The organism is Mucilaginibacter sp. NFR10, assembly GCF_900100445.1.
Lineage (GTDB): Bacteria > Bacteroidota > Bacteroidia > Sphingobacteriales > Sphingobacteriaceae > Mucilaginibacter > Mucilaginibacter rubeus.
The window spans coordinates 182,306-203,959 of record NZ_FMTV01000007.1 but is presented as its reverse complement, the minus strand read 5'-3'; the positions used below and the strand labels follow the sequence as shown (position 1 = coordinate 203,959).

Annotated in this window: 22 protein-coding genes and 2 tRNA genes; 14 read left to right on the top strand and 10 right to left on the bottom strand. The window is 44.0% G+C overall.

Annotated elements, in window-relative coordinates:
- Window positions 1–12: 12 nt before the first annotated feature.
- Together BLP33_RS21895 and BLP33_RS21890 are read right to left on the bottom strand one after the other, a co-directional pair.
- A complete protein-coding gene (locus BLP33_RS21895; protein WP_090533138.1) occupies window positions 13–378 on the bottom strand; it encodes a hypothetical protein in 366 nt (121 codons plus the stop codon).
- Between the two features lie 42 nt (window positions 379–420).
- Window positions 421–1,062, bottom strand: coding sequence for a response regulator transcription factor (locus tag BLP33_RS21890; RefSeq protein WP_090533136.1), 642 nt, complete (start codon window positions 1,060–1,062; stop codon window positions 421–423).
- Between the two features lie 277 nt (window positions 1,063–1,339).
- Between BLP33_RS21890 and BLP33_RS21885 the strand changes: the two genes are divergently transcribed.
- The 4 genes from BLP33_RS21885 to BLP33_RS21870 are packed head-to-tail and all read left to right on the top strand — an operon-like array spanning window position 1,340 to window position 4,710.
- On the top strand, window positions 1,340–2,413 hold the full coding sequence (locus BLP33_RS21885) for a hypothetical protein (RefSeq protein WP_175490084.1): 1,074 nt from the start codon (window positions 1,340–1,342) through the stop codon (window positions 2,411–2,413).
- 8 nt (window positions 2,414–2,421) lie between these two features.
- The gene (locus tag BLP33_RS21880; RefSeq protein WP_139160043.1) at window positions 2,422–3,600 is read left to right on the top strand and encodes a hypothetical protein; all 1,179 of its coding nucleotides are present in this window, start codon (window positions 2,422–2,424) and stop codon (window positions 3,598–3,600) included.
- Window positions 3,601–3,611: 11 nt separating this feature from the next.
- Window positions 3,612–3,920, top strand: coding sequence for a hypothetical protein (locus BLP33_RS21875; RefSeq protein ID WP_139160042.1), 309 nt, complete (start codon window positions 3,612–3,614; stop codon window positions 3,918–3,920).
- 4 nt (window positions 3,921–3,924) lie between these two features.
- Window positions 3,925–4,710: a hypothetical protein gene (locus BLP33_RS21870; RefSeq protein ID WP_090533131.1), complete on the top strand. Its 786-nt coding sequence runs from the start codon at window positions 3,925–3,927 to the stop codon at window positions 4,708–4,710.
- Window positions 4,711–4,873: 163 nt separating this feature from the next.
- Here BLP33_RS21870 and BLP33_RS21865 read toward each other — a convergent pair whose 3' ends face one another.
- The 3 genes from BLP33_RS21865 to BLP33_RS27555 all read right to left on the bottom strand — a co-directional run bounded on the left by BLP33_RS21865 (window position 4,874) and on the right by BLP33_RS27555 (window position 6,831).
- Complete coding sequence (locus tag BLP33_RS21865) at window positions 4,874–5,566, bottom strand: hypothetical protein (protein WP_090533129.1); 693 nt, start codon at window positions 5,564–5,566, stop codon at window positions 4,874–4,876.
- A 192-nt stretch (window positions 5,567–5,758) separates the two neighbouring features.
- On the bottom strand, window positions 5,759–5,971 hold the full coding sequence (locus tag BLP33_RS21860) for a hypothetical protein (RefSeq protein ID WP_139160041.1): 213 nt from the start codon (window positions 5,969–5,971) through the stop codon (window positions 5,759–5,761).
- A gap of 701 nt (window positions 5,972–6,672) precedes the next feature.
- Window positions 6,673–6,831: a hypothetical protein gene (locus BLP33_RS27555; RefSeq protein WP_175490083.1), complete on the bottom strand. Its 159-nt coding sequence runs from the start codon at window positions 6,829–6,831 to the stop codon at window positions 6,673–6,675.
- Window positions 6,832–6,973: 142 nt separating this feature from the next.
- On the opposite strand from BLP33_RS27555, the gene BLP33_RS21845 reads away from it, so the two are divergent.
- The 6 genes from BLP33_RS21845 to BLP33_RS21820 are packed head-to-tail and all read left to right on the top strand — an operon-like array spanning window position 6,974 to window position 13,822.
- Window positions 6,974–8,314 (top strand): TolC family protein, encoded by a 1,341-nt coding sequence (locus tag BLP33_RS21845; RefSeq protein WP_090533121.1) that lies wholly within the window; start codon window positions 6,974–6,976, stop codon window positions 8,312–8,314.
- A 9-nt stretch (window positions 8,315–8,323) separates the two neighbouring features.
- Window positions 8,324–9,430, top strand: a complete 1,107-nt coding sequence (locus BLP33_RS21840; RefSeq protein ID WP_090533119.1) for an efflux RND transporter periplasmic adaptor subunit — start codon at window positions 8,324–8,326, stop codon at window positions 9,428–9,430.
- Window positions 9,431–9,434: 4 nt separating this feature from the next.
- Window positions 9,435–12,659, top strand: a complete 3,225-nt coding sequence (locus BLP33_RS21835) for an efflux RND transporter permease subunit (RefSeq protein ID WP_090533117.1) — start codon at window positions 9,435–9,437, stop codon at window positions 12,657–12,659.
- Complete coding sequence (locus BLP33_RS21830) at window positions 12,656–12,841, top strand: YgaP family membrane protein (RefSeq protein ID WP_090533115.1); 186 nt, start codon at window positions 12,656–12,658, stop codon at window positions 12,839–12,841. The genes BLP33_RS21835 and BLP33_RS21830 overlap by 4 nt, the downstream gene beginning before the upstream one ends.
- 27 nt (window positions 12,842–12,868) lie before the next feature.
- On the top strand, window positions 12,869–13,177 hold the full coding sequence (locus tag BLP33_RS21825; protein WP_090533113.1) for a rhodanese-like domain-containing protein: 309 nt from the start codon (window positions 12,869–12,871) through the stop codon (window positions 13,175–13,177).
- Window positions 13,178–13,186: 9 nt separating this feature from the next.
- On the top strand, window positions 13,187–13,822 hold the full coding sequence (locus tag BLP33_RS21820) for a Crp/Fnr family transcriptional regulator (protein ID WP_090533110.1): 636 nt from the start codon (window positions 13,187–13,189) through the stop codon (window positions 13,820–13,822).
- A gap of 49 nt (window positions 13,823–13,871) precedes the next feature.
- Here the strand turns inward: BLP33_RS21820 and BLP33_RS27550 are convergent, their stop codons facing one another.
- Window positions 13,872–14,126, bottom strand: coding sequence for an ISAon1 family transposase N-terminal region protein (locus BLP33_RS27550; RefSeq protein WP_090533108.1), 255 nt, complete (start codon window positions 14,124–14,126; stop codon window positions 13,872–13,874).
- Between the two features lie 356 nt (window positions 14,127–14,482).
- Here BLP33_RS27550 and BLP33_RS21810 point away from each other — a divergent pair, with 356 nt between their 5' ends.
- Together BLP33_RS21810 and BLP33_RS27545 are read left to right on the top strand one after the other, a co-directional pair.
- Window positions 14,483–15,751: a hypothetical protein gene (locus BLP33_RS21810; RefSeq protein WP_090533107.1), complete on the top strand. Its 1,269-nt coding sequence runs from the start codon at window positions 14,483–14,485 to the stop codon at window positions 15,749–15,751.
- 28 nt (window positions 15,752–15,779) lie between these two features.
- A complete protein-coding gene (locus BLP33_RS27545; protein WP_175490082.1) occupies window positions 15,780–15,935 on the top strand; it encodes a hypothetical protein in 156 nt (51 codons plus the stop codon).
- 277 nt (window positions 15,936–16,212) lie between these two features.
- Here the strand turns inward: BLP33_RS27545 and BLP33_RS21805 are convergent.
- From BLP33_RS21805 to BLP33_RS21795, 3 genes are all read right to left on the bottom strand, one after another.
- Window positions 16,213–16,297: transfer RNA gene (locus BLP33_RS21805), tRNA-Leu, on the bottom strand.
- A gap of 53 nt (window positions 16,298–16,350) precedes the next feature.
- Window positions 16,351–16,423, bottom strand: a tRNA-Gly gene (locus BLP33_RS21800).
- Window positions 16,424–16,546: 123 nt separating this feature from the next.
- The gene (locus tag BLP33_RS21795) at window positions 16,547–17,029 is read right to left on the bottom strand and encodes a regulatory protein RecX (protein WP_090533105.1); all 483 of its coding nucleotides are present in this window, start codon (window positions 17,027–17,029) and stop codon (window positions 16,547–16,549) included.
- 60 nt (window positions 17,030–17,089) lie between these two features.
- On the opposite strand from BLP33_RS21795, the gene BLP33_RS21790 reads away from it, so the two are divergent.
- Together BLP33_RS21790 and BLP33_RS21785 are read left to right on the top strand one after the other, a co-directional pair.
- Complete coding sequence (locus BLP33_RS21790) at window positions 17,090–19,552, top strand: bifunctional UDP-N-acetylmuramoyl-tripeptide:D-alanyl-D-alanine ligase/alanine racemase (RefSeq protein ID WP_090533103.1); 2,463 nt, start codon at window positions 17,090–17,092, stop codon at window positions 19,550–19,552.
- A gap of 16 nt (window positions 19,553–19,568) precedes the next feature.
- Window positions 19,569–20,159, top strand: a complete 591-nt coding sequence (locus tag BLP33_RS21785; protein ID WP_090533101.1) for a DUF502 domain-containing protein — start codon at window positions 19,569–19,571, stop codon at window positions 20,157–20,159.
- 100 nt (window positions 20,160–20,259) lie between these two features.
- Here the strand turns inward: BLP33_RS21785 and BLP33_RS21780 are convergent, their stop codons facing one another.
- Window positions 20,260–21,513, bottom strand: coding sequence for a TCR/Tet family MFS transporter (locus BLP33_RS21780; protein ID WP_090533099.1), 1,254 nt, complete (start codon window positions 21,511–21,513; stop codon window positions 20,260–20,262).
- Window positions 21,514–21,654: the final 141 nt, after the last annotated feature.

The window sequence follows — 21,654 nt, the reverse complement described above, 5'->3', positions numbered from 1 at the left end:
TATTACACATGATCAGTTGCCATAATCCCTTTTGGGTTCGGCAAGCGCAAGCTGTAAATTCAAAAAGCCCTGCTGATCAGTAAAAGTTACTGACAGCGCGTTCCCGCCTTTGGGCTGGGCCGTTTCGGGTAAATACATTTTGTCCGTACTGGCAAAACCGACTTCATTTTTAGCCAGTTTATACTCACCCTGGCCGTCCGGCGGGACGACTCTGAATAATCTGGGATCAATAGGAATTGTAACAGTCAGAACCGCCGAATTGATCGTACCGGTAGTGTCCTTTCCTATTTTGATCTCAGCGTTTACACCGCTATCATTATTGCCAGGATTGGATAAGGTTTCACCAAATGGGAAAACCAGAAGGGGAGAAGCAGCCATAATGTAAAAATTTAAAGGTTAAAATAATTTATTCTTTTAAGATTACTTAGTTTTCAGTTCAACCAGACCTAATTTTATGCCTTCTAATGCCATTCCGGTCCGGCTCTTTACGTTTAATTTGCTGAACAGCGATTCCCGGTAACCATCGATGGTTTTCTCGGATAAAAACATTTTCGAGGCAATTTCCTTGTAGGTAAAGTCGCTGCAGGCCAAAGTCAAAAACTGTTTTTCCCGGTCAGTAAACTTCATTTCTTCCTGATTCCTTAACAGCCGGCGGTAATGCAGCCGAAATGTGTCGCCATTATAAAAACCTGTTTCACTTAATTGAAGCAACGCCGTTTCCAGTTCTTTGGGATGCACATCTTTCAACAAATAAGCGGAGCAACCAGCCCGCAACATGCTTAGTATCGAATGGTCATCCTCTTTCATTGACAACGCCGCCGTTTTTATTAAGGGAAAGCGTTCCGCGATCCGGGAGACTGTCGCAGGACCATCCATTACCGGCATCTGTACATCAATCAAAACAATATCGGGCAGCTTATCCAGCGTGGTTAACTGTCTTAGCAGCTCCGCACCATTTAAGGCTTCCACTACTACTACGAAATTATCGAATGAATTGATCAGACCGGATAATGACCGCAGAAATAATTGCTGGTCATCGGCTATACCTACTGTTATCTTCATGGGGAAATTTGTGATTCAGATCGATGTTAGGTTGTTATTGTGCTTAATATTGCATACCTGCATAAGCCGATCTAATTTGCACAAAAAAAATTATACCTCAAAGAGCTTAACCGCCTTTTTCTTACTGAAGCGAATACAATTATAAAACCTCCTGTCAAATTTTTGTACCGGAAAAATCCGGTTTTATATACCGGGTTTTTCCTCTTAATTATCTGTTTATAAGCGATTTAAATTTGTTCTGTACAAAACTTATTGCTCACGCTAAAAAACTTAAACAATGAACGGTATCAGAATAGCAGTCCTGAATCAATTTGCAGGCTTAACAGACGACGAGGTTGCCGCAGCAGTTACAGCCTTACAGATACAAGTACATGAACACTTTGAACCGGCATGGGGAATCGATGCTGAGGTCACTTTCTATCCTGACGGTCAGGCACCCGCCGGATGCTGGCAATTGGTTATTCTAAACAACTCGGACCAGGCCGGCGCTTTGGGCTATCATGATTTAACGAATGAAGGTTTGCCGCTCGGCAAAGTCTTTGCCGGTACGGATTTGGCATACGGCAACTCATGGACCGTTACCGCCAGTCATGAATTGCTGGAAATGCTTGGCGACCCGGATATCAATCTGACCGTTTTTATCGAAAACTCGGCCAACGGTGGGATCCTTTACGCTTACGAAAATTGTGATGCCTGTGAAGACGACCGCTACAGTTACGCGATTAACGGCGTTCAGGTATCCGATTTTGTTTTCCCATCCTGGTTTCAAAACTTTAACCTGCCTAACACGCAATATGATTATTGCAACCATATCACCCAAGCTTTTGAGTTATTGCCCGGCGGGTATATCGGATACTATAACGTTAACGCAGGCGGCGGCTGGCAGCAAAAATACGCAGCTGGCCAGTCGCTCAAGTACAGCATGCGTGCGTATATAGGCAGCAGGCGGGAAAGGAGAAGAACGCCAAAGGTCCAGTGGATTAAAAGCAATGTGAATAAAGTTTTAACATCTAAAAACAGATTTGCCCGGGAATTGACAGCTGAAATAGGGCTGAGACCTATCACCTTCACTGTAAAGTTTTACGATGGGAAAGGCGGTATATGCTTTTTTGACGTAAGCATGGGGAATGATGGTAAATGTATCAATTCTGATAATGGCGACACGCAGTCATTCACCGTTAACCAAGCGCCAGGTATTCAGATAATTGTGGTAACCGGAAGCGCGCCAAACGGTGGAAAAATCACAGTTGAGGTTACAGACGCCCGGGGGAACGTGTTAACAACTGCCGATGATAATTCCTTTTCCGGCAATATCATCAAAAGTTTTATTAAGCCATATACTTTAAACTGATATAGATCATGAAAAAACTTTCTCTCATGGCGCTGTTTGTGCTGGTTCTAACAGGAAAAGCCTTTGGTCGGGCAGATAGTCTGATGGCTGACACCGATAAGTTCAATCCTGAAGTGGAGCGTTTTTTTCAAAAAGGGCCATCTAAAGCGGGTATAAGCTATGAAGCGCTTTCAAAGTTCGTACAGGCCGGTGTGACGACTGAAAATAATGGCGGATTTACGTTTAAGTCTACGTTATTCGGAACAGCCAATTTTTTTAAACACGGGAAATTGGACTTGTCAGATTATTATAACAGTAAGTTAGGGAAATTTCAACGGAATTTTGAATATCAACTGGGGGTGAGTAAGGACAACTCCGGAAGCTACAATATATTTAATGGCGGATTCAAATATGCGATCGTAAACCGCCGGGACAGCAGTGATTTTAACTTTTTTAATATCCTCGTATCAGGCCTGGAAGCCATCGGGAATTTTCAGGAAAAGGCATTGAAGATCTATAAAGACAAAATAACGGGAGACCCTGCCCTTGTTCAGGAACTGGTTGCCGGTATTAATAAATACAGGGACTCCAATAATCTGATGGATCTTCCAAAAGGACTTTTGGCAGTGCGTGACAGTCTCTCCGCATTAATGTTGCACAGAGACGAAAGCGCCTTCTTGGATAGCCTGCAACAGGTTTATAATGCCAAGGTGAAAGCGCTCAACTCGAGAGGCCTGGCAACACTGGGTATCAATTCCCGGTACAGATCGAATACCGGTAAGATCGACAGCCTGAATATTTCTTTTGAATACCTCGTTGGTCTTGGTAAAAATCATAATAAAGCATGGAACGTTGACCTGCAGTTAAACAATATCTTTTTACAGGATTCAATTAGTAAGCGTGGCTTGTCCCGAAATATTTCGAGGGTTTCCCTGGGCATCAATAAAGTATTGATTAACGATAATTCAGGCGCCGGGAGCCCTTTATTCGAATTTGAACTGGCCTGTGAGGATATCTGGCTGGATCATGGGCAAACTTATGCTAATGAGGCGAGGAACACGGTAAACGCCAATGCTATTTTTCGGGTTCATTTTTCCAAATCAATGTCTTTACCCGTTACCCTGAAATATGACGTTAAACATCCCAAGCTGTTTGGGTTTCTGTCGATTCAATGGAATCTTGACGATAACAGTATAACGAATAAATAACCCCATATCATATGCCAAATATCAAATGTATTACCCCGGGATGTCCTCATTGGATCTCGGATCCCTGTATAAAAACAAATGCGTTGTTTCAGATCCGGACTGATCTGATGGAGCGCCTGGAAAACACCCCGGGCGACAAAGAAGCTATGACAGGTATTAATCACCTGGATGCGATAATGGAAAGCGAATTGGGTTTTCAGGATGTACAGGCGCGTTACCAGATACATAAAAAAGCTGCAGAAGGGGCATCGGAAGTTCACCTCTTTACCCTGATCTGTGTATTAGGTCACAAGAATCAATATCAACTTAAATGTTCTTAACGTTATGCCCATTAACGATCAAAACCAGAGCTCAGACATATTCTGGCTGAATATAGGAGCGGAAGAAATATACAATTCTACACAAATCAGAAAAGATGCCGTGCAAAAACTTCAGGCTACCATCGCTTGGGTATTCAGTGTCTACACGGCTACGACCATTGGTTCGACCGTTTTTGGTAAGAGCGACTGGAATGTATGGGCTTTGTTGGTACTTGGGTTTGGTTTTATGGGATTGACGCTGGCCTATTGGCTGGCAACGGTCGCCGGATTCCCGGTTCCGCAATCCTTTTATGCCAATGAAGTTGCCTCGATACAAACTGCTTTCAATGATGCTATAAAGCGGAGTAATTCCCGGTTTAAGTCTGCGGTTATTTTAACTTCAATAGGCGTCTTTCTTTACAGCATAGGTTTACTCATCCAATTTGGGTCACCCGCGTTCAACCCCGTCGTAAGGCAAACGACACCTTGCGTATCCCTGAATGCAGTTTCAACTGTGTCCGCGAGAGACCAGGTCATCGTACTGAAGATCAGCTCCCGGAAGAACTCCTGGAATAAAATTACGCTGTTATCAGACACCGTTATAAATAAAAAGGTGGTTACTGACACGATCACCGATGATTGTTGCCTGAACTTGAAAACGACATTCATCTACGCAGATTCAACGGCAACCGGTACAATTAAGTTCAGAAAACCTTCCAAACGACATTTATATGTAATGATCAGCCGGGAAGATACCCTGTCCAGAGGAACACTGGTACAAACTTTTAAACTAAAATATCCCATTTATTAGATATTTTAGAACAGGATCAAAGATCATTTATAGCGATAAGCCAGCGCGATCCGGATCGGGTTTTCCAGTATCCGGCTCATGAGTCCGGTCAAACGATGAGGCTGATAATCGACAGGTACTCATCCCTGATGAGTGCGTCAGTCTTAGCGGAAGCAGCAGCCCGTCAATAGGTCTTAATTTTTCTGATCAGTTCCTCAAGCGTGCCGATAGCTATCGCTTTATCCCGCTCTTCTATTTTCAAGGTGCTGCTACGCGCGCTTTTCCAGGAAAAATTGGGCATTCTTTCCGTTGAAAGGAAAGGCGTAATGCTGCGGAGAACAAGGCTGAACGAACGGGCGCTCAGCAGCCGGGTTTCGTCGGCGGCCTTTAAAAGGATAGCGACCTGGTCGACGCTCAGCCGGCAGGTAATTTTAAAAAGAGGTTGGTGATCCCCCGCTGCCGGTCCGCTGCCGGCTGATTTATGAGTATCCGTCTCGCCGTTAAAATAATGTCGGTAGCGGCGCCGGAATTGCTGGTCCAGCTGTTCGAGTTCCGCGAGGACCTGATTAAAGAAGCTGTTCAGGGGATTGTCTTCGGGATAGGCGGCCATGTTGACTATGGCCTGCCATTTAAGTTCGTCCAGGCTTTCCTGGTATTGCCGGAGCATAGCGGCGATCTTTTTATGGCTTAAGAGCAGGAAGGTTTGAGCGCTCAGGTTTTTCCAGATCTTTCCGATTTCGGAACGGATTTGCTGTTGCAGGCCGGGCAGATCTTTTAGACTGATCTGTTTCGAGGTGCTGCTTCCGGGAACGAGCGCTGTGCCGATGATTTCATCGAGCCGTTCAAAGGGGTAGCGTAGCCGATCGTTTGTTGCCATAGGTTTGCATAAATATGTGAAGATGAATGTTTTCCCGCCTCAATAATGAAGAGCATTGGGCTTCCGGGTAATTCCGGCAGGTGCCTTCAAAATTAAAGTCATTCATACCGTTGTGGCTTGATCCTGATCAAAATTTGGTTGACGTATTGAAACGGAGGCCTGGCCATGATCAGTTCGTCAATCCGCGGTAATTTACGGTGGCATATGTGTGTATTTACACTGATTCCCAAAGGTACCGCACCAGATATGCACTCTGTCGGTAACGGCCGGCTTTCCGTGTCCTGCCAGTTCTCGGCAAAGTTCTTCAGTCGCCAGTTCGGTACCGATGTTCTGTCCCTGGTATTCCATCGCCGCATTGAAAGTATAGGTGTCTGAAAGAATGGCTGCGTCCGTACACCAGGTCAAAAGTATCCAGGCCTGACAGTGTCCCTTGGCAATCATATCCGCAGACTCCTGATTGGACTGCTGGTAGACGCCGGTTTCACTGGCTTGGCCGTATCCGGGAGTCCAGGCAGCATACTTGCCCGTTCATGGCAAATCTGATTGTTCCTGCAGTAAACGATGTGCTTCCGTATAGACATAATAGGTCACCCGCGGGCGGTGCTCCGAAGTGTCCGCAACAGACCTGAAATAAGGGTTGATCCAGCGCTTAAAGCCGGCACACAGTTCACTTTTTGCAGACGGATATTTTTGCTGGAGCGCTTTGGCATAGCACCATTGATGGTCTGCGCACGAACGGAAGTCACTGCCGAAAGCAAAATGATCAGGGAAATGACTTTTCTGGTCAGTACATCTCTGTCGCTAAACATTTGAGAGGTTGTGGCATGAAATATTGCTTTGTGATTGGTAGGTTTACCGACTTTACTTGTTCTCTTCCAACCTCCGAAAAAAGTCTCCGTCATTACCCTCAACGAATAAAAAGCATGACTGATTTTAAGCTAAAATGAGAAGCTCATTTTGATAAAACAAAGCCATAAATATAGTATCATCACATCATTTAAGGCTGGCTGCATTGGTGACGCTAAGGTATGCGGAGAATTAAAAAGGAGATTGCTGGCCAACAAATATAAGATAAGCTTGAACGACAACGTTGCCTCGGCCAGCGGTCAAAATGCGCTATGCTTGCGTAAACGTACAGCCCAATCGCTAAAGCTACCCTTGCGCTGATTTGACCTTTGCTCGCAACTACCTGCGCTGCTCTTTGGTGGTTTTGAAAGTTCGTATAAGGAGTCGGTGGTAGACATGCCTAAAAACGGTTGGATCATACAACAACTAACACCTTTTAATCAGTGCTGCTGCTAAACAAAACTGAATTTACGGGGCGTGATTATTCACTTGCCGACGTAGGTAACAAATGTTACCGTTTAGCTTTTTAGCCGAACCTACTTTTGTTAAAAAAATAAATTAATGAAAACGATAAGGCGTTTAATCAAAGCGGGCTTGTTCCTCTTTATAGGTTTCTCCGGCTTCCTTTCAGTAGCGCAAGCCCAGGACCTTCACGAAAAGTTGAGCCTGAATGAGGCCATTTCAGCAGCTTTAGCCAACAACAAAACTATCCGCCTGGCCGGTTTAGACGAGCGTATTGCGGAGTTGGATTACAACCAGACCCAGGCGGTCTACCTGCCACAGGTTGATGTCACTTATACGGCCATGAGCACCAACAATCCTCTTAATGCTTTTGGTTTTAAACTACAACAACGCAGTATTACCCAAAATGATTTTAATCCTGCCTTTTTAAACCATCCTTCTGCAACGAATTATATGGCACAGCTGGAGGTTAAGCAGCCATTGCTTAATATCGATATGCTGTACATGCGGAAGGGAGCCAAAAAGCAAACCCAAGTTTACCAATATAAAACCCAGCGCATTAAGGAATATATTACTTTCGAAACCACTAAAGCATTTTTGCAACTGCAGCTGGCTTACCAGGCAGAGAAAGTTTTGACGGAAGCAAGCCAGACTGCAAAGTCGGTATATACTTTCACCGACAATCACTTCAAGCAGGGATTGATCCAAAAGTCAGACTTATTGAATGCCCAGGTTCATGTAACGGCAGTTGAAAGTAGCTTGGCAAAAGCCAAAAGCAGCATCCTTAACGCGTCTGATTACCTCAGCTTGTTAATGGGGCAGCCTACCGGAAAAGCTTATAGCCTTGTTGATCAACCGGAAACAAACTTGCCGGCTATAGATAGTACGCAAAAGGTTTTTGCTACCCGTTCTGATTTTATGGCCATGCAAAGAGCTATTGAAGCATCCGGACTGATGATCAAATCCAGCCAGATGAATTACCTGCCTAAACTGAATGCGTTTGGTAGTTTTCAATATAGCGACAGTCGCTTAGCCGGTTTCGGCGCAAATGCGTATTTGGTTGGAATTCAGTTATCGTGGAATATTTTTAACGGGAATAAAACCAAACATGTCATCGCTTCCCAAAAACTAAAACGAGATAAGCTTTCGGTGCAGTTAGCCCAGCAAAAAGACCAGAGCCGAACGGAGCTGGATAAAGCTTACCGCGACCTTTCTGATGCCAGCTTTGAAGCGGATCAGGATAAGGCTGCCATAGAACAAGCTACCGAGGCCCTGCGAATATTGCAGAACCGTTACCAGCAAGGACTGGTCAACACCACCGATGTGCTGATTGCCGACACCCAGTTATCCCAATTAAAGTTTTCATTAGCTCAAGCGCAGTTTACTGTCGACGTTACCCGCGCTTACATACAATTATTAACAACTACCACCACCAAATAACCATCAGATATGAACTTACCTATCCATAAAAACAGGGCTTTGCAATTACTAATCGGTATCGGTTTAATGGTCATTAGTTCCTGTTCTTTCAATGAAAAAAAAGACACAGCCACCAGTGCAGATACGGCAATACTGGTTACGGTGAGCCAACCTTTGGCCGATGCAAAACAAGGACTGACTGTAAGCGGGCAGATAGAAGCTGGTCAAACAGCTAATATCAGCACCAGGGTAATGGGCTATATTACAAAGATTGATGTCAAGGTTGGCGACCGCGTTAGTAAAGACCAGCCATTGGCTACAATCAGCAATGACGACATTCTAGCCAAAAGAGCACAAGTTGATGCAATGATTGCCGAAGCTAACGCCGGATACCAAAACGCGCAAAAAGATTATGACCGCTTTACCGCATTGTATAAACAACAAAGCGCCTCAGCCAAAGAACTGGACAATATTACACTGCAGTACCATTCGGCCAAAGCGAGATTAGAAGCGGCGAAACAACAACGCCGGGAAGTAAACGCCATGCTGAGCTATACTAACCTGACCGCTCCTTTTGCCGGCACAGTTACTCAGAAAATGGTGGACGCCGGCAGCATGGCCAGCCCTGGGATGCCGCTATTGACCATTGAACAAAGCCGCAGTTACCAGGTAAGGGCCTCCGTGCCGGAAAGTGAGATTAGTTTGATAGAGGAAAATACACCGGTAACAATAAATATCGACGCTATTCATAAATCAATCAAAGGAACAATAGCACAGATCAGTCAGTCTTCAGAGAACAGCGGCGGCCAGTACCTGATCAAAGCAACTATTCCGGATAACGAAAAGAAAGGTTTGTTCGCCGGTATGTACGCCAATGTGACTATCCCGGTTACACAGCCAGTAAAAACCAATGTAAGTGATCAGGTCATGGTGCCGTTAGCTGCCGTTCAGTATAAAGACCAATTAACCGGATTGTATACCATTGGCAGCAACCACACCGCTTTGCTGCGCTGGGTAAGGCTTGGAAGAACGCAGGGTAACCAGGTAGAAGTATTAAGCGGACTGGCTGCGAATGAACCATTCATCGTGAGCGCGGAAGGTAGATTATACAACGGCGTAGCTGTTAAAATAAAATAAGGATATGAAAGACGGATTTGCAGGAAATATAGCGAAGGCATTCATACAATCGAAATTAACCATACTGTTAATGATCGCCTTTTTACTCATCGGCGGTTACAGTACGTTCTTAATTCCGCGCGAGGAAGAACCCCAGATACAGGTGCCGATGGCCGATATATTTATCGGGTATCCCGGCGCGTCACCAAAAGATGTAGAAACGAAAGTTGCCGCTCCGATGGAGAAAATGATCTCGAATATCAAAGGGGTGGAATACGTATATTCTACCTCCATGCAAGGACAAGCGATGGTGATTGTGCAGTTCAATGTCGGCGAAGACGTGGAACGCTCGTTAGTGAAGCTGTACAGCGAACTGATGAAGAACATGGACAAAATGCCGCAGGGCGTTACACTGCCATTGATCAAAACCAGGGCCATTGACGATGTGCCGGTATTGGGTTTAACCCTCTGGAGCGATAAATATGATGATTACCAGCTGAAACAAATGGGCCAGGAACTGGCAAACGAGATCAAAAAGATCAATGATGTATCGGATGTTAACATTATTGGTGGCCGCAACAGGGAGGTAAAAGTATTGCTTGATAAAAACAAGATGGCGGAGAACCATGTGGACTTTTTATCTCTCAGCAAACAGATACAGGGCAGCAATATGCAATTGCCAGGCGGCACCCTGCTTCAAAAAGATACGGCCTTTTCCGTTGAGACCGGAAATTTTCTGGCCTCTTCGGATGATGTAGGCAATTTAGTGGTGGGCATTAACCAGCAACAACCGGTTTACCTGAAATCTATCGCCAAAGTTGAAGAAGGCGCTGAAACACCAAATCAGTATGTGCTATTTGGTTATGGAAAAGCGGATATTAAAAATTTACAAGCCTTTAAATCCAATTACCCGGCCATCACCCTTTCGGTAGCCAAAAAGAAAGGCGCGGACGCGATGAAGTTATCGGAGCAGATCTTAAATAAAGTTGAGCATTTAAAAAGCGGATTGTTGCCAAACGATGTGCACTTAACCGTTACCCGAAATTACGGCGAAAGCGCGTCGGATAAAGTAGGTGAATTATTGCTTCACCTGTTTATCGCCATCATAGTCGTAACGGTGTTTGTGATGCTAGCCATGGGCTGGCGCGGTGGCCTGGTGGTATTTCTGTCAGTACCGGTAACCTTCGCCCTTACGCTGTTCGCTTATTACTTTATGCACTATACGCTTAACCGTATAACACTATTCGCGCTGGTATTTATCACGGGTATAGTGGTGGATGATTCCATTATCATCGCGGAGAACATGCACCGGCACTTTAAGATGAAGAAGCTGCCGCCATTGCAGGCCGCGATCTATGCCATTAACGAAGTAGGTAACCCAACTATCCTTGCAACTTTTACCGTTATTGCTGCGGTATTGCCGATGGCGTTCGTATCGGGCATGATGGGGCCTTATATGAGCCCGATGCCGATTGGTGCCTCTATCGCCATGATCTTATCGCTGATCGTCGCTTTAACCTTGACCCCATACCTCGGTTACATCTTTTTGCGCGGGAAAGAAAAGCACGGCATCGCACACGAAGAGAACAAACCCAAGCTAATGGAAGAAACCCGGGTCTATAAAATATACCGCTCTTCTATCCAGCCACTACTGGAAACCCGGTGGAAACGCTGGACATTTATCCTGGGCACTGTGGTGATCCTGTTTGCCTCGCTGTCCATGTTTTACACCAAAGCAGTTGCCGTGAAAATGCTGCCCTTTGATAATAAGAATGAGTTCCAAGTGGTGATCGATATGCCGGAAGGCACTACGCTGGAGAAAATACAGGCAGTAGCAAAGGACATCGGCTCCTACATTTCCGGGCAAGCACTGGTCAGAAATTATGAGACCTATATCGGTACCTCAGCACCGATCAGCTTTAACGGTTTGGTGCGCCATTACGATTTAAGAAGAGGCGACAACGTGGCCGACATACAGGTGAACCTCATGGATAAGAAAGATCGGAGTAGCCAAAGTCACGGTATAGCCAAGGAAATGCGCGGCCCGATACAAGCCATCGCTGCGAAATACCATGCGAATGTGAAGATCGTAGAGGTGCCGCCAGGCCCTCCGGTGCTCTCTACTTTAGTGACCGAAATTTACGGGCCCGACTATAAGGAACAGATCAAAGTTGCCCGGCAGGTAAAAGACCTGATGAACAAAACCGCCAATGTGGTGGATGTGGACTGGATGGTTGAAGACGCCCAGCCCGAATACCATATTGAAGTGAATAAAGAAAAAGCCATGCGTTATGGTATAGCCACCGCACAGATAGCTGCGACGGTTAACGCCGGCTTATCCGGTATGCCGGTAGGTAATATCGCCCAGCCCGCAGCTTATAACCAAACCGCCATCAAGCTGCAATTGAGCGATGCCGATAAAAGCAGTATAGACGATGTACTAAATTTAAAAGTGATGGGTATGCAGGGGAATGCTGTGCCCATAAAAGATCTGGTTACTGTAATCCGGCAGATCAAGCCGAAAAGCATTTACCGTAAAAACCAGAAAGAAGTGGTTTACGTGCTGGGCGATATGGCAGGTGCCCTGGAAAGTCCCTCATATGCAATCTCCGATGTTTCCGATCATTTAAAAAGCGTGAAAGTTCCTAAAGGCTTCTCGCTGAAAGAGGAATATACCCATCAACCCGATTTGGAAGACAATTACAGCCTGAAATGGGACGGGGAATGGCAGATCATGTTCGAAGTATTTCGGGACCTGGGTATCGCTTTCGCCGTGGTGATCATCATGATCTATATCCTGATCGTAGGCTGGTTCCAGAACTTTACGGTGCCGCTGGTAATGCTGGCCGCAATACCACTATCGCTGATCGGGATCGTTTTGGGCCACTGGATGCTGCACGCTTATTTTACAGCGACCTCGATGATCGGTTTCATCGCCCTGGCCGGTGTAATGGTACGTAACTCCATTTTACTGATCGACTTTATCAATATCAGGCTGGATGAAGGCATCCCGCTTAAACAAGCCATCATTGAAGCCGGCGCGGTACGCACCACACCGATCTTATTGACCGCAGGTGCGGTGGCTTTAGGCGCGGTGATCATTCTATTCGACCCGATCTTCCAGGGCTTGGCCATCTCACTGATGGGCGGTACCATCACCTCCACTTTCCTGACATTGATCGTGGTGCCTTTGCTCTACTTTAAAATGATGCGTAAAACAAAACTTAACCCTAAAATTCAAAAACCATGAAAGAAAGAATCGTTCGTGCCGTTGCCGGCACAATAGTTTTAACCAGTATAATACTGGCTTACACTGTAAATATTAACTGGCTTTGGTTAGGCGTATTTGTCGGCGTAAACCTTCTGCAATCCGCATTTACCAGATTCTGCCCGTTGGAGTTGATCCTGAAAGCAGCCGGCGTAAAAAATTGAATTATTTGAAATTTAAACGATAAGGACATGAATTTATTTAAGCAATTATTCGGTGGTTCACCCGCAGTTGACCTAAAAGAACTGATCAAAGAAGGTGCTTTGATCATAGATGTACGCACACCCGCCGAGTTTGCCTGTGGACACGCAAAAGGTTCCGTCAATATCCCACTGGATAAGGTAGCTTCCCAGCAGGCCATGTTCAGGGGCAAAAAGAACATTATTGTTTGTTGTCAAAGCGGGGGCAGAAGCGGGCAGGCGAAACTCATACTTGAAAAAAGCGGGTTTGCCAATGTGACCAATGGCGGAAGTTGGAATAATGTAGCCCAATACTGTTAACTTAGCAGCATGGACGAACCCATTAATTTTGTTTTTCAGTTTGAACCGGCCCTGATCAAAGAGATCGAGGAGTTTGGCGAGTTACGATCATTCAAAGACGGTGAACTGGTGATGGATTACGGGAAATATATCCGTATGATGCCGCTCGTAGTTAAAGGCACCTTAAAAGTTCTTAAAAAGGATGATAATGGCAATGAGATTTTATTGTATTATCTATCCAGCAGCGAGAGCTGTTCGATGGCTTATAGCTGTTGCCTGGAAGAGAAGAAAAGTGAAGTAAAAGCCATTGCCGAAGGTGACCTGCAAATCATCGCCATCCCCCATAACAAGCTGGATGAGTGGTTGTGTAACTATCCGAGCTGGAAGAATTATATCATGCGGAGTTTTAACGAGCGCTTCTCAGAAATGCTGAAGTCTATAGAAAGTATTGCATTTCATAAACTGGACGACAGGTTGATCGCTTATCTTAAAGAAAAGAAAAGGCTGTCGGGTTCAAGCGTTGTTAAAGCATCCCATTACCAGATCGCTGACGAACTGGCTACATCGAGAGTCGTGATCTCACGCCTGCTTAAGATACTGGAGAATAATGGCAAGATCCTATTATATCGCAACGAGATTAAACTGCTAAATGATTTTGATTCCTGATTGCCTGCAACTAAGCGGGTATCGAATTCTATGTGTTGTTGATGAATAACTAAACTAAGAATTCAAACATAAGCCATAAGGCTACTTTATGGCCACGAATCGGAAAATCCTGAATTGCTGTCTCCGGCAAGAAGCCTTTCGACTCCAATTGTGATTTATCATAACCTGATGGCACCAGGTTCTTTTCTTCAAGATAGATATTCAATTGACCCTTCTCGGAGGAATGAACATCTGTAAGTTCAAAATAGTCTAAAAGGCCTTCTGGTAGGATTAAACGGACGAGGGTTTCGTATGCTGATGACAAGTGGATGCCTGTTGAGTTTTATATCCACAAAGCAAACACTTTTTTTATTCCCCCACAATTTTTCTGCTTGATCCCCTCATGACCCTGTTTATTTGCAGATTTTGAGTGGGTTTATAACAAAAAAAGCCCCTAAATCATTTGATTTAAGGGCTTTTGAAGCGATTTTACGCTGCTTTTGTACCGAGACCGGGAGGCTAATTGAACACATTTATGACTTCCTGATGATTGTAGAGCGGATTCTGCAAAAATATCGGGAAAAAAAATCATGCAATCAAAGTGAATAATTGCTATAGTTTTTCTTATTTAATGTGTTCAATGAATTTAACATGCTGGATTTTTTGAACACCAAATGTCTTATGAAAATAACTATCTTCATACCACTGAATTTTGTCAAAATATTTAATAAAATGTGCCGCCCAATCATACCTTTTAATGCATTCATGCCGGCTGTAGTAATGTTTTTACTCCTGATTGGATGTAATCAAGTACCAAAAAGAGCGGCAAACAAAAATTCGGCACAAATTTTTTCCAGTAAATCCATTGTTAAATCGTCTGTAGCAAAAATTGATTCACCTTTGATATGCGTTGGCTATTCAGACGCAGAAGTTGGAGGATATAATGAGGACAACGGGTTATTTGAGGATTTTATAAATAACAACAAAAACTATTTTAAAGGAAAAAAAAGATTGTCTAATGATTATATAAAAAAGCATTTGTTTCTTAATCCCGATTCCGTCGATATAGGAAATATGCAAAAAGTTTCTATTGATGATTATTTGGCAGATAGGAGTTTCTACATGATAAGTACAATCGTAACAATGCCTCAATACAATGCGATTATTTATGAAGAGATAGGCGATCAAGGAGGGTACAGTTATGGGTCAAAAAAGTATTTAGCCACTATCGACAAAAATGGAAAACTAATTTCCGAGTTAGCTATTGCCAGTTTTCACCACCAGGGTACTTATACAAAAGATGATGGATCAAAAGGAGGGTACTACTCCGGAGACGATGGTTGCATAAGCAAAAATTTAATTATAGATGTAAGGGATAATGATATAAAATATAAAGTGCATGCAAATGGACAAATAGTTAAGTTTTTTTATGTTAAAGCGCATTATGATAGTCTTTTAGCAGCTAATCCTAACAGCGCAGAAATACATCTTAAATACGCCGGTTATCTTACCAATAGGGTCTATAAATACATTATCGACAGCAATAATATAGCCGCAAAAAGACAATATGAGTTGGCTATAAAGATCAATCCCAATTATGCTGATGCATGTGAGCAATATGGTATTTTTCTATGGCGGACTTTTAGAGATACGGTCAACGCACCACGATATTTAAAAAAAGCTGTTGATTTAAACCCACACTCTACAGAATATAAATCAGAGTATAAAGCTTTTTTAAACCGGCATTCAAAAGATAAAGCAATTATAAAAGGTTATGAAAAATTGTTCAAAGGCAGAGATTCTGCTGATTTTGTTCAGCATATGGATTATGCCTACAAACTCTATGATATGAATCTTAAAAATGAAGCACGCAAGCAATACCTAAAAGCTATCCAGCTAAATTCAAATCTGAAAAATAAAATTGATGATCAACTTTTTGGTGTAAAATAATGGCTTAAAGATTGTCTTTACAGTCTTTATGAAAACAGCAAAGAGACAAGCCAAAAGAATAGCAGATCGACCAATAAAAAAGAAAGTTTTAGATAGAAATATGTATGCAGGCAGCGAAGAAGCCTTGGTAAATAAAGTTGTAGAGATAATTGTCAAGATAATTAAGAAAGAGATTGGTTTATAATGAACTGAGGTGTTTAATGCCCAATATTACAAAATGCACGGGATTGTTAAAAAGTTTAATAGTATAAATTATTGATAATCAAAAAGTTGCTTGTGTTCGACTAACAACAAAGGGGAGAGAGGGAGTTAAACACTTTTGACATTATAAGTACTTGATAATTAGCGAATTAATACTTTAATCAAAGCCACCTTATCAGAAAGTGCAATCAAGATTATTTAAAACAAGAAATGCAAGTTGTTGATAGTCAAACTATCACAAACTTGCATTTCTGTCTAAGTACTCAGAGCGGGAATCGAACCCGCACTCCGTTTACGGGAACAGGATTTTAAGTCCTGCGTGTCTACCAGTTCCACCATCTGAGCAGGTGTCTAACCTTTTAAAAATAAAACCCTTCTTTCAATCAGGAAGGGCTTTGAGCGAAAGACGAGATTCGAACTCGCGACCCCGACCTTGGCAAGGTCGTGCTCTACCAACTGAGCTACTTTCGCATTGGTATTTTCTCGCTTGAAGTAAGCTTTCGTTTAACCGGCTGCTTATCTCGTTTGCGGGAGTGCAAATATAGGTAGAATTGGATACTCTGCAAGGGAAATTTTAACTTTTTTTAAAATAGTTTATAACTTGCTGTTTTTCAAAATATCAGCTATCAGCTCAGCTTCAAATCCGCGGCCCATGGCGTACTGCTGCAGCTTGTACCGGCGCTTCAGCTGGTTCTTCTCGTTTAGGATAGCTTCTTTTTTTTGTAATAAGTGGGTCAAAGCAGTCAAATAATCGTCAGGGTCAATAGTGAGGAGAGCTTTTTTGATCAATACATCGGGCACTCGTTTAAGTTTAAGCCCTTGTTTAATTTTAATACGTCCCCACACTTTTTGGTTAAATTTACTTTTAGCATAGATTCGTGCAAAGCGTTCCTCGTTAAGGAAATTGCCCTCTATCAATTGGCTTATAATGCGTTCAACAGCGTCAGGCCATAGTCCCCACTCGTAAAGTTTGTCGCGTACTTCCTGCTGGGCGCGCTCCTGGTAGGCGCAAAAGTGCTCGGCTTTTGCAAGGGCAACTTTCTCGTCAGTAATTTTAATTGATTTGGGTTGATCCATTTAAAAACCAAAATTCGTTAAAAATTATTCTATTTGTTTTAATATCTCCAAATTAGCAGCATGCCCAATAACACGTACACCATAAGCGCTATAAAAAAGATCATCAAGGCAGATGGCAACATCGTTGAAGAATATACGATCAGTGCGCTTTTTACCGATAGCCGCCGGATCAACAACCCTGCCGAAGGCTTATTTTTTGCCCTGAGCGGCAGACGCAATGGCCATGAGTTTGTTGCCGAAGCTTATGCAGGCGGTGTGCGCAATTTTGTAGTGGAACATGGCCCGGAGTTTAACCTGCCCGGCGCAAACTTTTTGATTGTGCCAGATCCGCTGGCTGCCCTGCAAATACTGGCAGCCTATCACCGCAGCCGCTTTAAGCTGGAGGTAATAGGCATTACGGGCAGTAACGGCAAAACTATAGTTAAGGAATGGCTTTACCAGTTGCTTTCGGCTGATAAAAATATTGTACGTAACCCTAAAAGTTATAATTCGCAAATCGGTGTGCCATTATCCGTATGGCAAATCAACGACCGGAACGAACTGGGGATTTTTGAAGCGGGCATCTCTACCATAAATGAGATGAATAAGCTGGAAGCTATCATTAAGCCCGAAATAGGGGTACTCACCCACATAGGCCCTGCGCATGACGAGGGTTTTGAATCGCCCAGGCAAAAGCTCCTGGAAAAACTGGGGCTATTCAAAAACAGCAGGCTGCTAATCCATAATTACGATCAGCTAATCGGTTATGAAAAAGATATCGCGGCTAAAGAAACCTTTACCTGGAGCCGTAAATTCCGTGAAGCTGACCTGTATGTTTTCAGCGAGACGGTGATCTCTAAAAATTATTACTTTCGTGCCCGGTACCAGGGTAAAGAAATAGAATGCCTCGTTCCTTTTACCGACCAGGCCTCGGTAGAAAATGCCATAACCTGCTGGGCTACTATGCTGGCTTTAGGCTACAGTGCTGTAGAGGCCGACAAACGCATAGAGCGCCTCGCCCCGGTAAGTATGCGGTTAGAGTTAAAAAACGGCGTAAACAACTGTTCCGTTATTGATGATTCATACAATTCAGATCTGCAATCGCTGGAGATAGCGCTTAACTTTTTGTCTCAGCAAAATCAGCATCAAAAAAAGACGCTGATCCTGTCGGATATTTATCAATCGGGCCTGCAGCAGGATGTGCTGTACAAACAGGTGGCCGAATTGATCCGGGCTAAAAAGATTGATAAATTTGTTGGCGTAGGGGAGGCGCTGCTCAGCCACCAGCAATATTTTGACATAGCCCAACAGCATTTTTATGCCGATACAGCCACACTGCTGCAACAGTTAAAAGCACTCAATTTTAAAGATGAAACCATCCTGATCAAAGGTTCGCGCAGTTTTGAGTTTGAGCAGGTCAGCCGTGCGTTGGCCCAAAAAGCGCATGAAACCGTAATGGAGATCAACCTGAACTCCTTACTAAATAACCTCAACTTTTATAAATCAAAGCTTAAGCCCGGCGTAAAAGTGATGGCTATGGTAAAGGCTTTTAGCTATGGCAGCGGCACTTTTGAGGTGGCCAATATGCTACAGTATAATAAAGTAGATTATTTGGCGGTTGCCTATATTGATGAGGGGGTAGCTTTACGGCAGGCCGGGATTAACCTGCCCATCAAAGTGCTTAACCCCGAGGCTTCGGCATTTGATAAGCTCACCGAATATAAGCTTGAGCCTGTAATTTACAGTTTTGGTTTATTAGATGATTTTGTGAGCTATGCTTCGGCACAGAGCATTGCCGGTTACCCGGTGCATCTTAAAATTGATACTGGTATGCACCGCCTGGGTTTTGAAAATTACGAGATAGAAACCCTCTGTGATATGCTGGAGGTCAATCGATATATACGGGTGCAATCGGTATTTTCGCATCTGGCTGCAAGCGAAGCTCCGGAACATGACGAGTTTACCAAAAAGCAGATCAGGCGCTTTGAAAAGGCTTTTAAAGAAATAGAGCGCACGCTGGGTTATAAGGTGATCAAGCACATCTGCAATACTGCCGGCATTATCCGCTGGCCTTCGGCACACTATGATATGGTTCGATTGGGGATAGGTTTATATGGGATCGACTCGTCGGTGCCGGAGTCTGATGCGGGCTTGCAGCCTATAGCCAGTTTAAAAACAAGCGTTGCCCAGGTTAAAAAGATTGGAAAAGGAGACACAATCAGCTACGGGCGAAGCGGGAGCCTTGTTAAAGACGGGAAAATAGCTACTGTTCGTATCGGCTACGCCGATGGTTACCTGCGTGCCTTTGGCAAAGGCGTGGGAAAAATGCTGGTGAAAGGCACGCTTGTGCCCACAGTTGGCAACATCACAATGGATATGTGCATGCTGGATGTGAGCGGTCTTGACGTGCAGGAAGGCGATGAGGTGATCATCTTTGATGAGCACCAGCGCATTGAAGAACTGGCAAAGCAAATAGGTACCATCCCCTACGAAATATTAACCAATATTTCGCAAAGGGTAAAAAGAGTGTACTTTTACGAGTAGAAATCAGGGGCTTAAAATGAACAGGTTAGCGCGGGCATTATTCAGGTATTTTGTAAAAGGGATGTTGGTGGTTGTACCGGTAGGCGCAGCTATTTTCCTGATGTACTGGGCGGTGGCCAGCATTGATAAGGCGCTTAATCTGAGCGATCTTTGGGTTGATAAAACCGGAAAGCACATGTATATCCCGGGTTTGGGGATCCTGAATGTGGTAGTGGTTATCATGATCATGGGGGTACTGGTTACCAACGTAATCACCGAACCCATTAAAGGCTGGTTTAAGCGGTGGTTTGCACGTTTGCCCATCTTCGCGTTCCTGTATTCCTCAATAAAAGATTTAACAGAAGCCTTTGTTGGCGAAGAGAAAAAGTTCAACGAACCGGTACTGGTTGAAGTTAATGAGTTTGGTTTAAAAAAGATAGGTTTCTTGGTTCAGAAAGATTTGGCAAAGATTGGCTTGCCCGGCGAGGTAGCCGTATACTTCCCATATTCCTACTCGTTTGCGGGGCAGGTAATCATCATTGCTGCCGATAAGGTAAAACCGATGGATAAGAGTGCAGCCGATGTGATGAAGTTTGTGATATCTGGTGGGGTGAGTGGGTTGGATTAGCCCAGCCCGGCCCCCTCTAAATCTCCCCCGGTAGGGGAGACTTTTTTGAATTTTCAAAGTCCTCCCTTCCGGGGAGGGTTTGGGTGGGGCTTGCGCGTTCCTATGGCAACACCTCCACCTGTTTTGAATCTGTCACCCCGGCTTTCTTAAAACTCCTTACTGCCAAAAAAACAGCTATTAGCATTAAAATCGCACCTAAAATATACGGAGCGCCCGGAAAATAGGTTGAAGTATTGCGATGGGTGAACAAATGAAACACCGAACTCATTAACAGGGGGCCGATGATCACCGCTAAACTACTGATACTGGTCAATGAGCCCTGCAATTCGCCCTGTTCTTTAGCTGATACTGTACTGGTAATCATACCCTGAAGTGAAGGGCCCGAAATACCGCCAAGGCAATAAGGTACCATGAACACATACATCATCCAACCCTGGTTGGCAAATGCTATGAGGCTTAAACCGATGGTATAGAATAGTAAGCCGGCTACAATGTTTTTCTCCTGTCCAAATTTTGGAATGGTAAATCTGATGAGCCCTCCCTGTATGGCTACCAGTACAATGCCGATGAAGAACCCTAAAAAGCCAATGCTTTTCAGCGACCAGTCAAACTTTTCGGTTACGTAAAAGGATAACACATATTCAACAGCTTTTTGGGCGATATAAACCAACGAGAATGCTCCGATCAATCCGGTTAAGGATTTATATCGCGACAGGCTGCGTAATGAGCTAATGGGATTAGCCTTCTTCCATTCAAAACGCCTGCGGTTTTTGATATTTAATGATTCGGGTAATACAAAATAGCCATACGCCGCATTCAGGAGTGCCAGACCGGCCGCAAGCATAAAAGGGAACCGCACATTTAATGCACCCAAAAAGCTCCCGGTGCCTATGCCAATAATAAATCCAAGCCCGGACGCTGCCCCAACTAAACCGAAGTTTGCCGCGCGGTTTTTACCGGTACTGATATCGGCAATGTAAGCGGTTGCCGTGGTATTACTGGCACCGGCAAAACCTGCTATAGCACGGCCAATAAATAACCAGGCCACAGTAGGAGCAAAAGCCATGAAAATATAATCTATCCCAAAGCCAATAAGCGATCCTAACAATACAGGCCGGCGCCCGTACCTATCACTTAAATTGCCCAGCAACGACGAAAACAGGAACTGCATAGAGGCGTAGGTGAACGTTAAATAGCCATTATATTGCGCCGCGGTGCTCACATCCATGTTGCCCAGTTTTTCGAGCAGCGAGGGCATTACCGGTATAATGATGCCTAAGCCAAGCACATCAATAAAAAGCGTTACGAAAATAAACCCTAAGGCGGCGGTATGTTTTTTAGGTTTGGCGCTCATTAATAATGATAAAGGTTTAAGCTGATTAAAAGTTTTATTATGGGCTGTTTTACAGTTTGATATTTAATTTATACTTACGCTTTTGCTACTCTTCGCTGTTGTTATCACCAACTTTGTGACCGGCAATAGTGCATTCATGAT

Bases quoted from the DNA above. Each gene is read 5' to 3' on its own strand.
- BLP33_RS21895 (WP_090533138.1), bottom strand. From the start codon at position 378: ATGGCTGCTTCTCCCCTTCTGGTTTTCCCATTTGGTGAAACCTTATCC.
- BLP33_RS21890 (WP_090533136.1), bottom strand. From the start codon at position 1,062: ATGAAGATAACAGTAGGTATAGCCGATGACCAGCAATTATTTCTGCGG.
- BLP33_RS21885 (WP_175490084.1), top strand. From the start codon at position 1,340: ATGAACGGTATCAGAATAGCAGTCCTGAATCAATTTGCAGGCTTAACA.
- BLP33_RS21880 (WP_139160043.1), top strand. From the start codon at position 2,422: ATGAAAAAACTTTCTCTCATGGCGCTGTTTGTGCTGGTTCTAACAGGA.
- BLP33_RS21875 (WP_139160042.1), top strand. From the start codon at position 3,612: ATGCCAAATATCAAATGTATTACCCCGGGATGTCCTCATTGGATCTCG.
- BLP33_RS21870 (WP_090533131.1), top strand. From the start codon at position 3,925: ATGCCCATTAACGATCAAAACCAGAGCTCAGACATATTCTGGCTGAAT.
- BLP33_RS21865 (WP_090533129.1), bottom strand. From the start codon at position 5,566: ATGGCAACAAACGATCGGCTACGCTACCCCTTTGAACGGCTCGATGAA.
- BLP33_RS27555 (WP_175490083.1), bottom strand. From the start codon at position 6,831: ATGATCCAACCGTTTTTAGGCATGTCTACCACCGACTCCTTATACGAA.
- BLP33_RS21845 (WP_090533121.1), top strand. From the start codon at position 6,974: ATGAAAACGATAAGGCGTTTAATCAAAGCGGGCTTGTTCCTCTTTATA.
- BLP33_RS21840 (WP_090533119.1), top strand. From the start codon at position 8,324: ATGAACTTACCTATCCATAAAAACAGGGCTTTGCAATTACTAATCGGT.
- BLP33_RS21835 (WP_090533117.1), top strand. From the start codon at position 9,435: ATGAAAGACGGATTTGCAGGAAATATAGCGAAGGCATTCATACAATCG.
- BLP33_RS21830 (WP_090533115.1), top strand. From the start codon at position 12,656: ATGAAAGAAAGAATCGTTCGTGCCGTTGCCGGCACAATAGTTTTAACC.
- BLP33_RS21825 (WP_090533113.1), top strand. From the start codon at position 12,869: ATGAATTTATTTAAGCAATTATTCGGTGGTTCACCCGCAGTTGACCTA.
- BLP33_RS21820 (WP_090533110.1), top strand. From the start codon at position 13,187: ATGGACGAACCCATTAATTTTGTTTTTCAGTTTGAACCGGCCCTGATC.
- BLP33_RS21810 (WP_090533107.1), top strand. From the start codon at position 14,483: ATGAAAATAACTATCTTCATACCACTGAATTTTGTCAAAATATTTAAT.
- BLP33_RS27545 (WP_175490082.1), top strand. From the start codon at position 15,780: ATGAAAACAGCAAAGAGACAAGCCAAAAGAATAGCAGATCGACCAATA.
- BLP33_RS21795 (WP_090533105.1), bottom strand. From the start codon at position 17,029: ATGGATCAACCCAAATCAATTAAAATTACTGACGAGAAAGTTGCCCTT.
- BLP33_RS21790 (WP_090533103.1), top strand. From the start codon at position 17,090: ATGCCCAATAACACGTACACCATAAGCGCTATAAAAAAGATCATCAAG.
- BLP33_RS21785 (WP_090533101.1), top strand. From the start codon at position 19,569: ATGAACAGGTTAGCGCGGGCATTATTCAGGTATTTTGTAAAAGGGATG.
- BLP33_RS21780 (WP_090533099.1), bottom strand. From the start codon at position 21,513: ATGAGCGCCAAACCTAAAAAACATACCGCCGCCTTAGGGTTTATTTTC.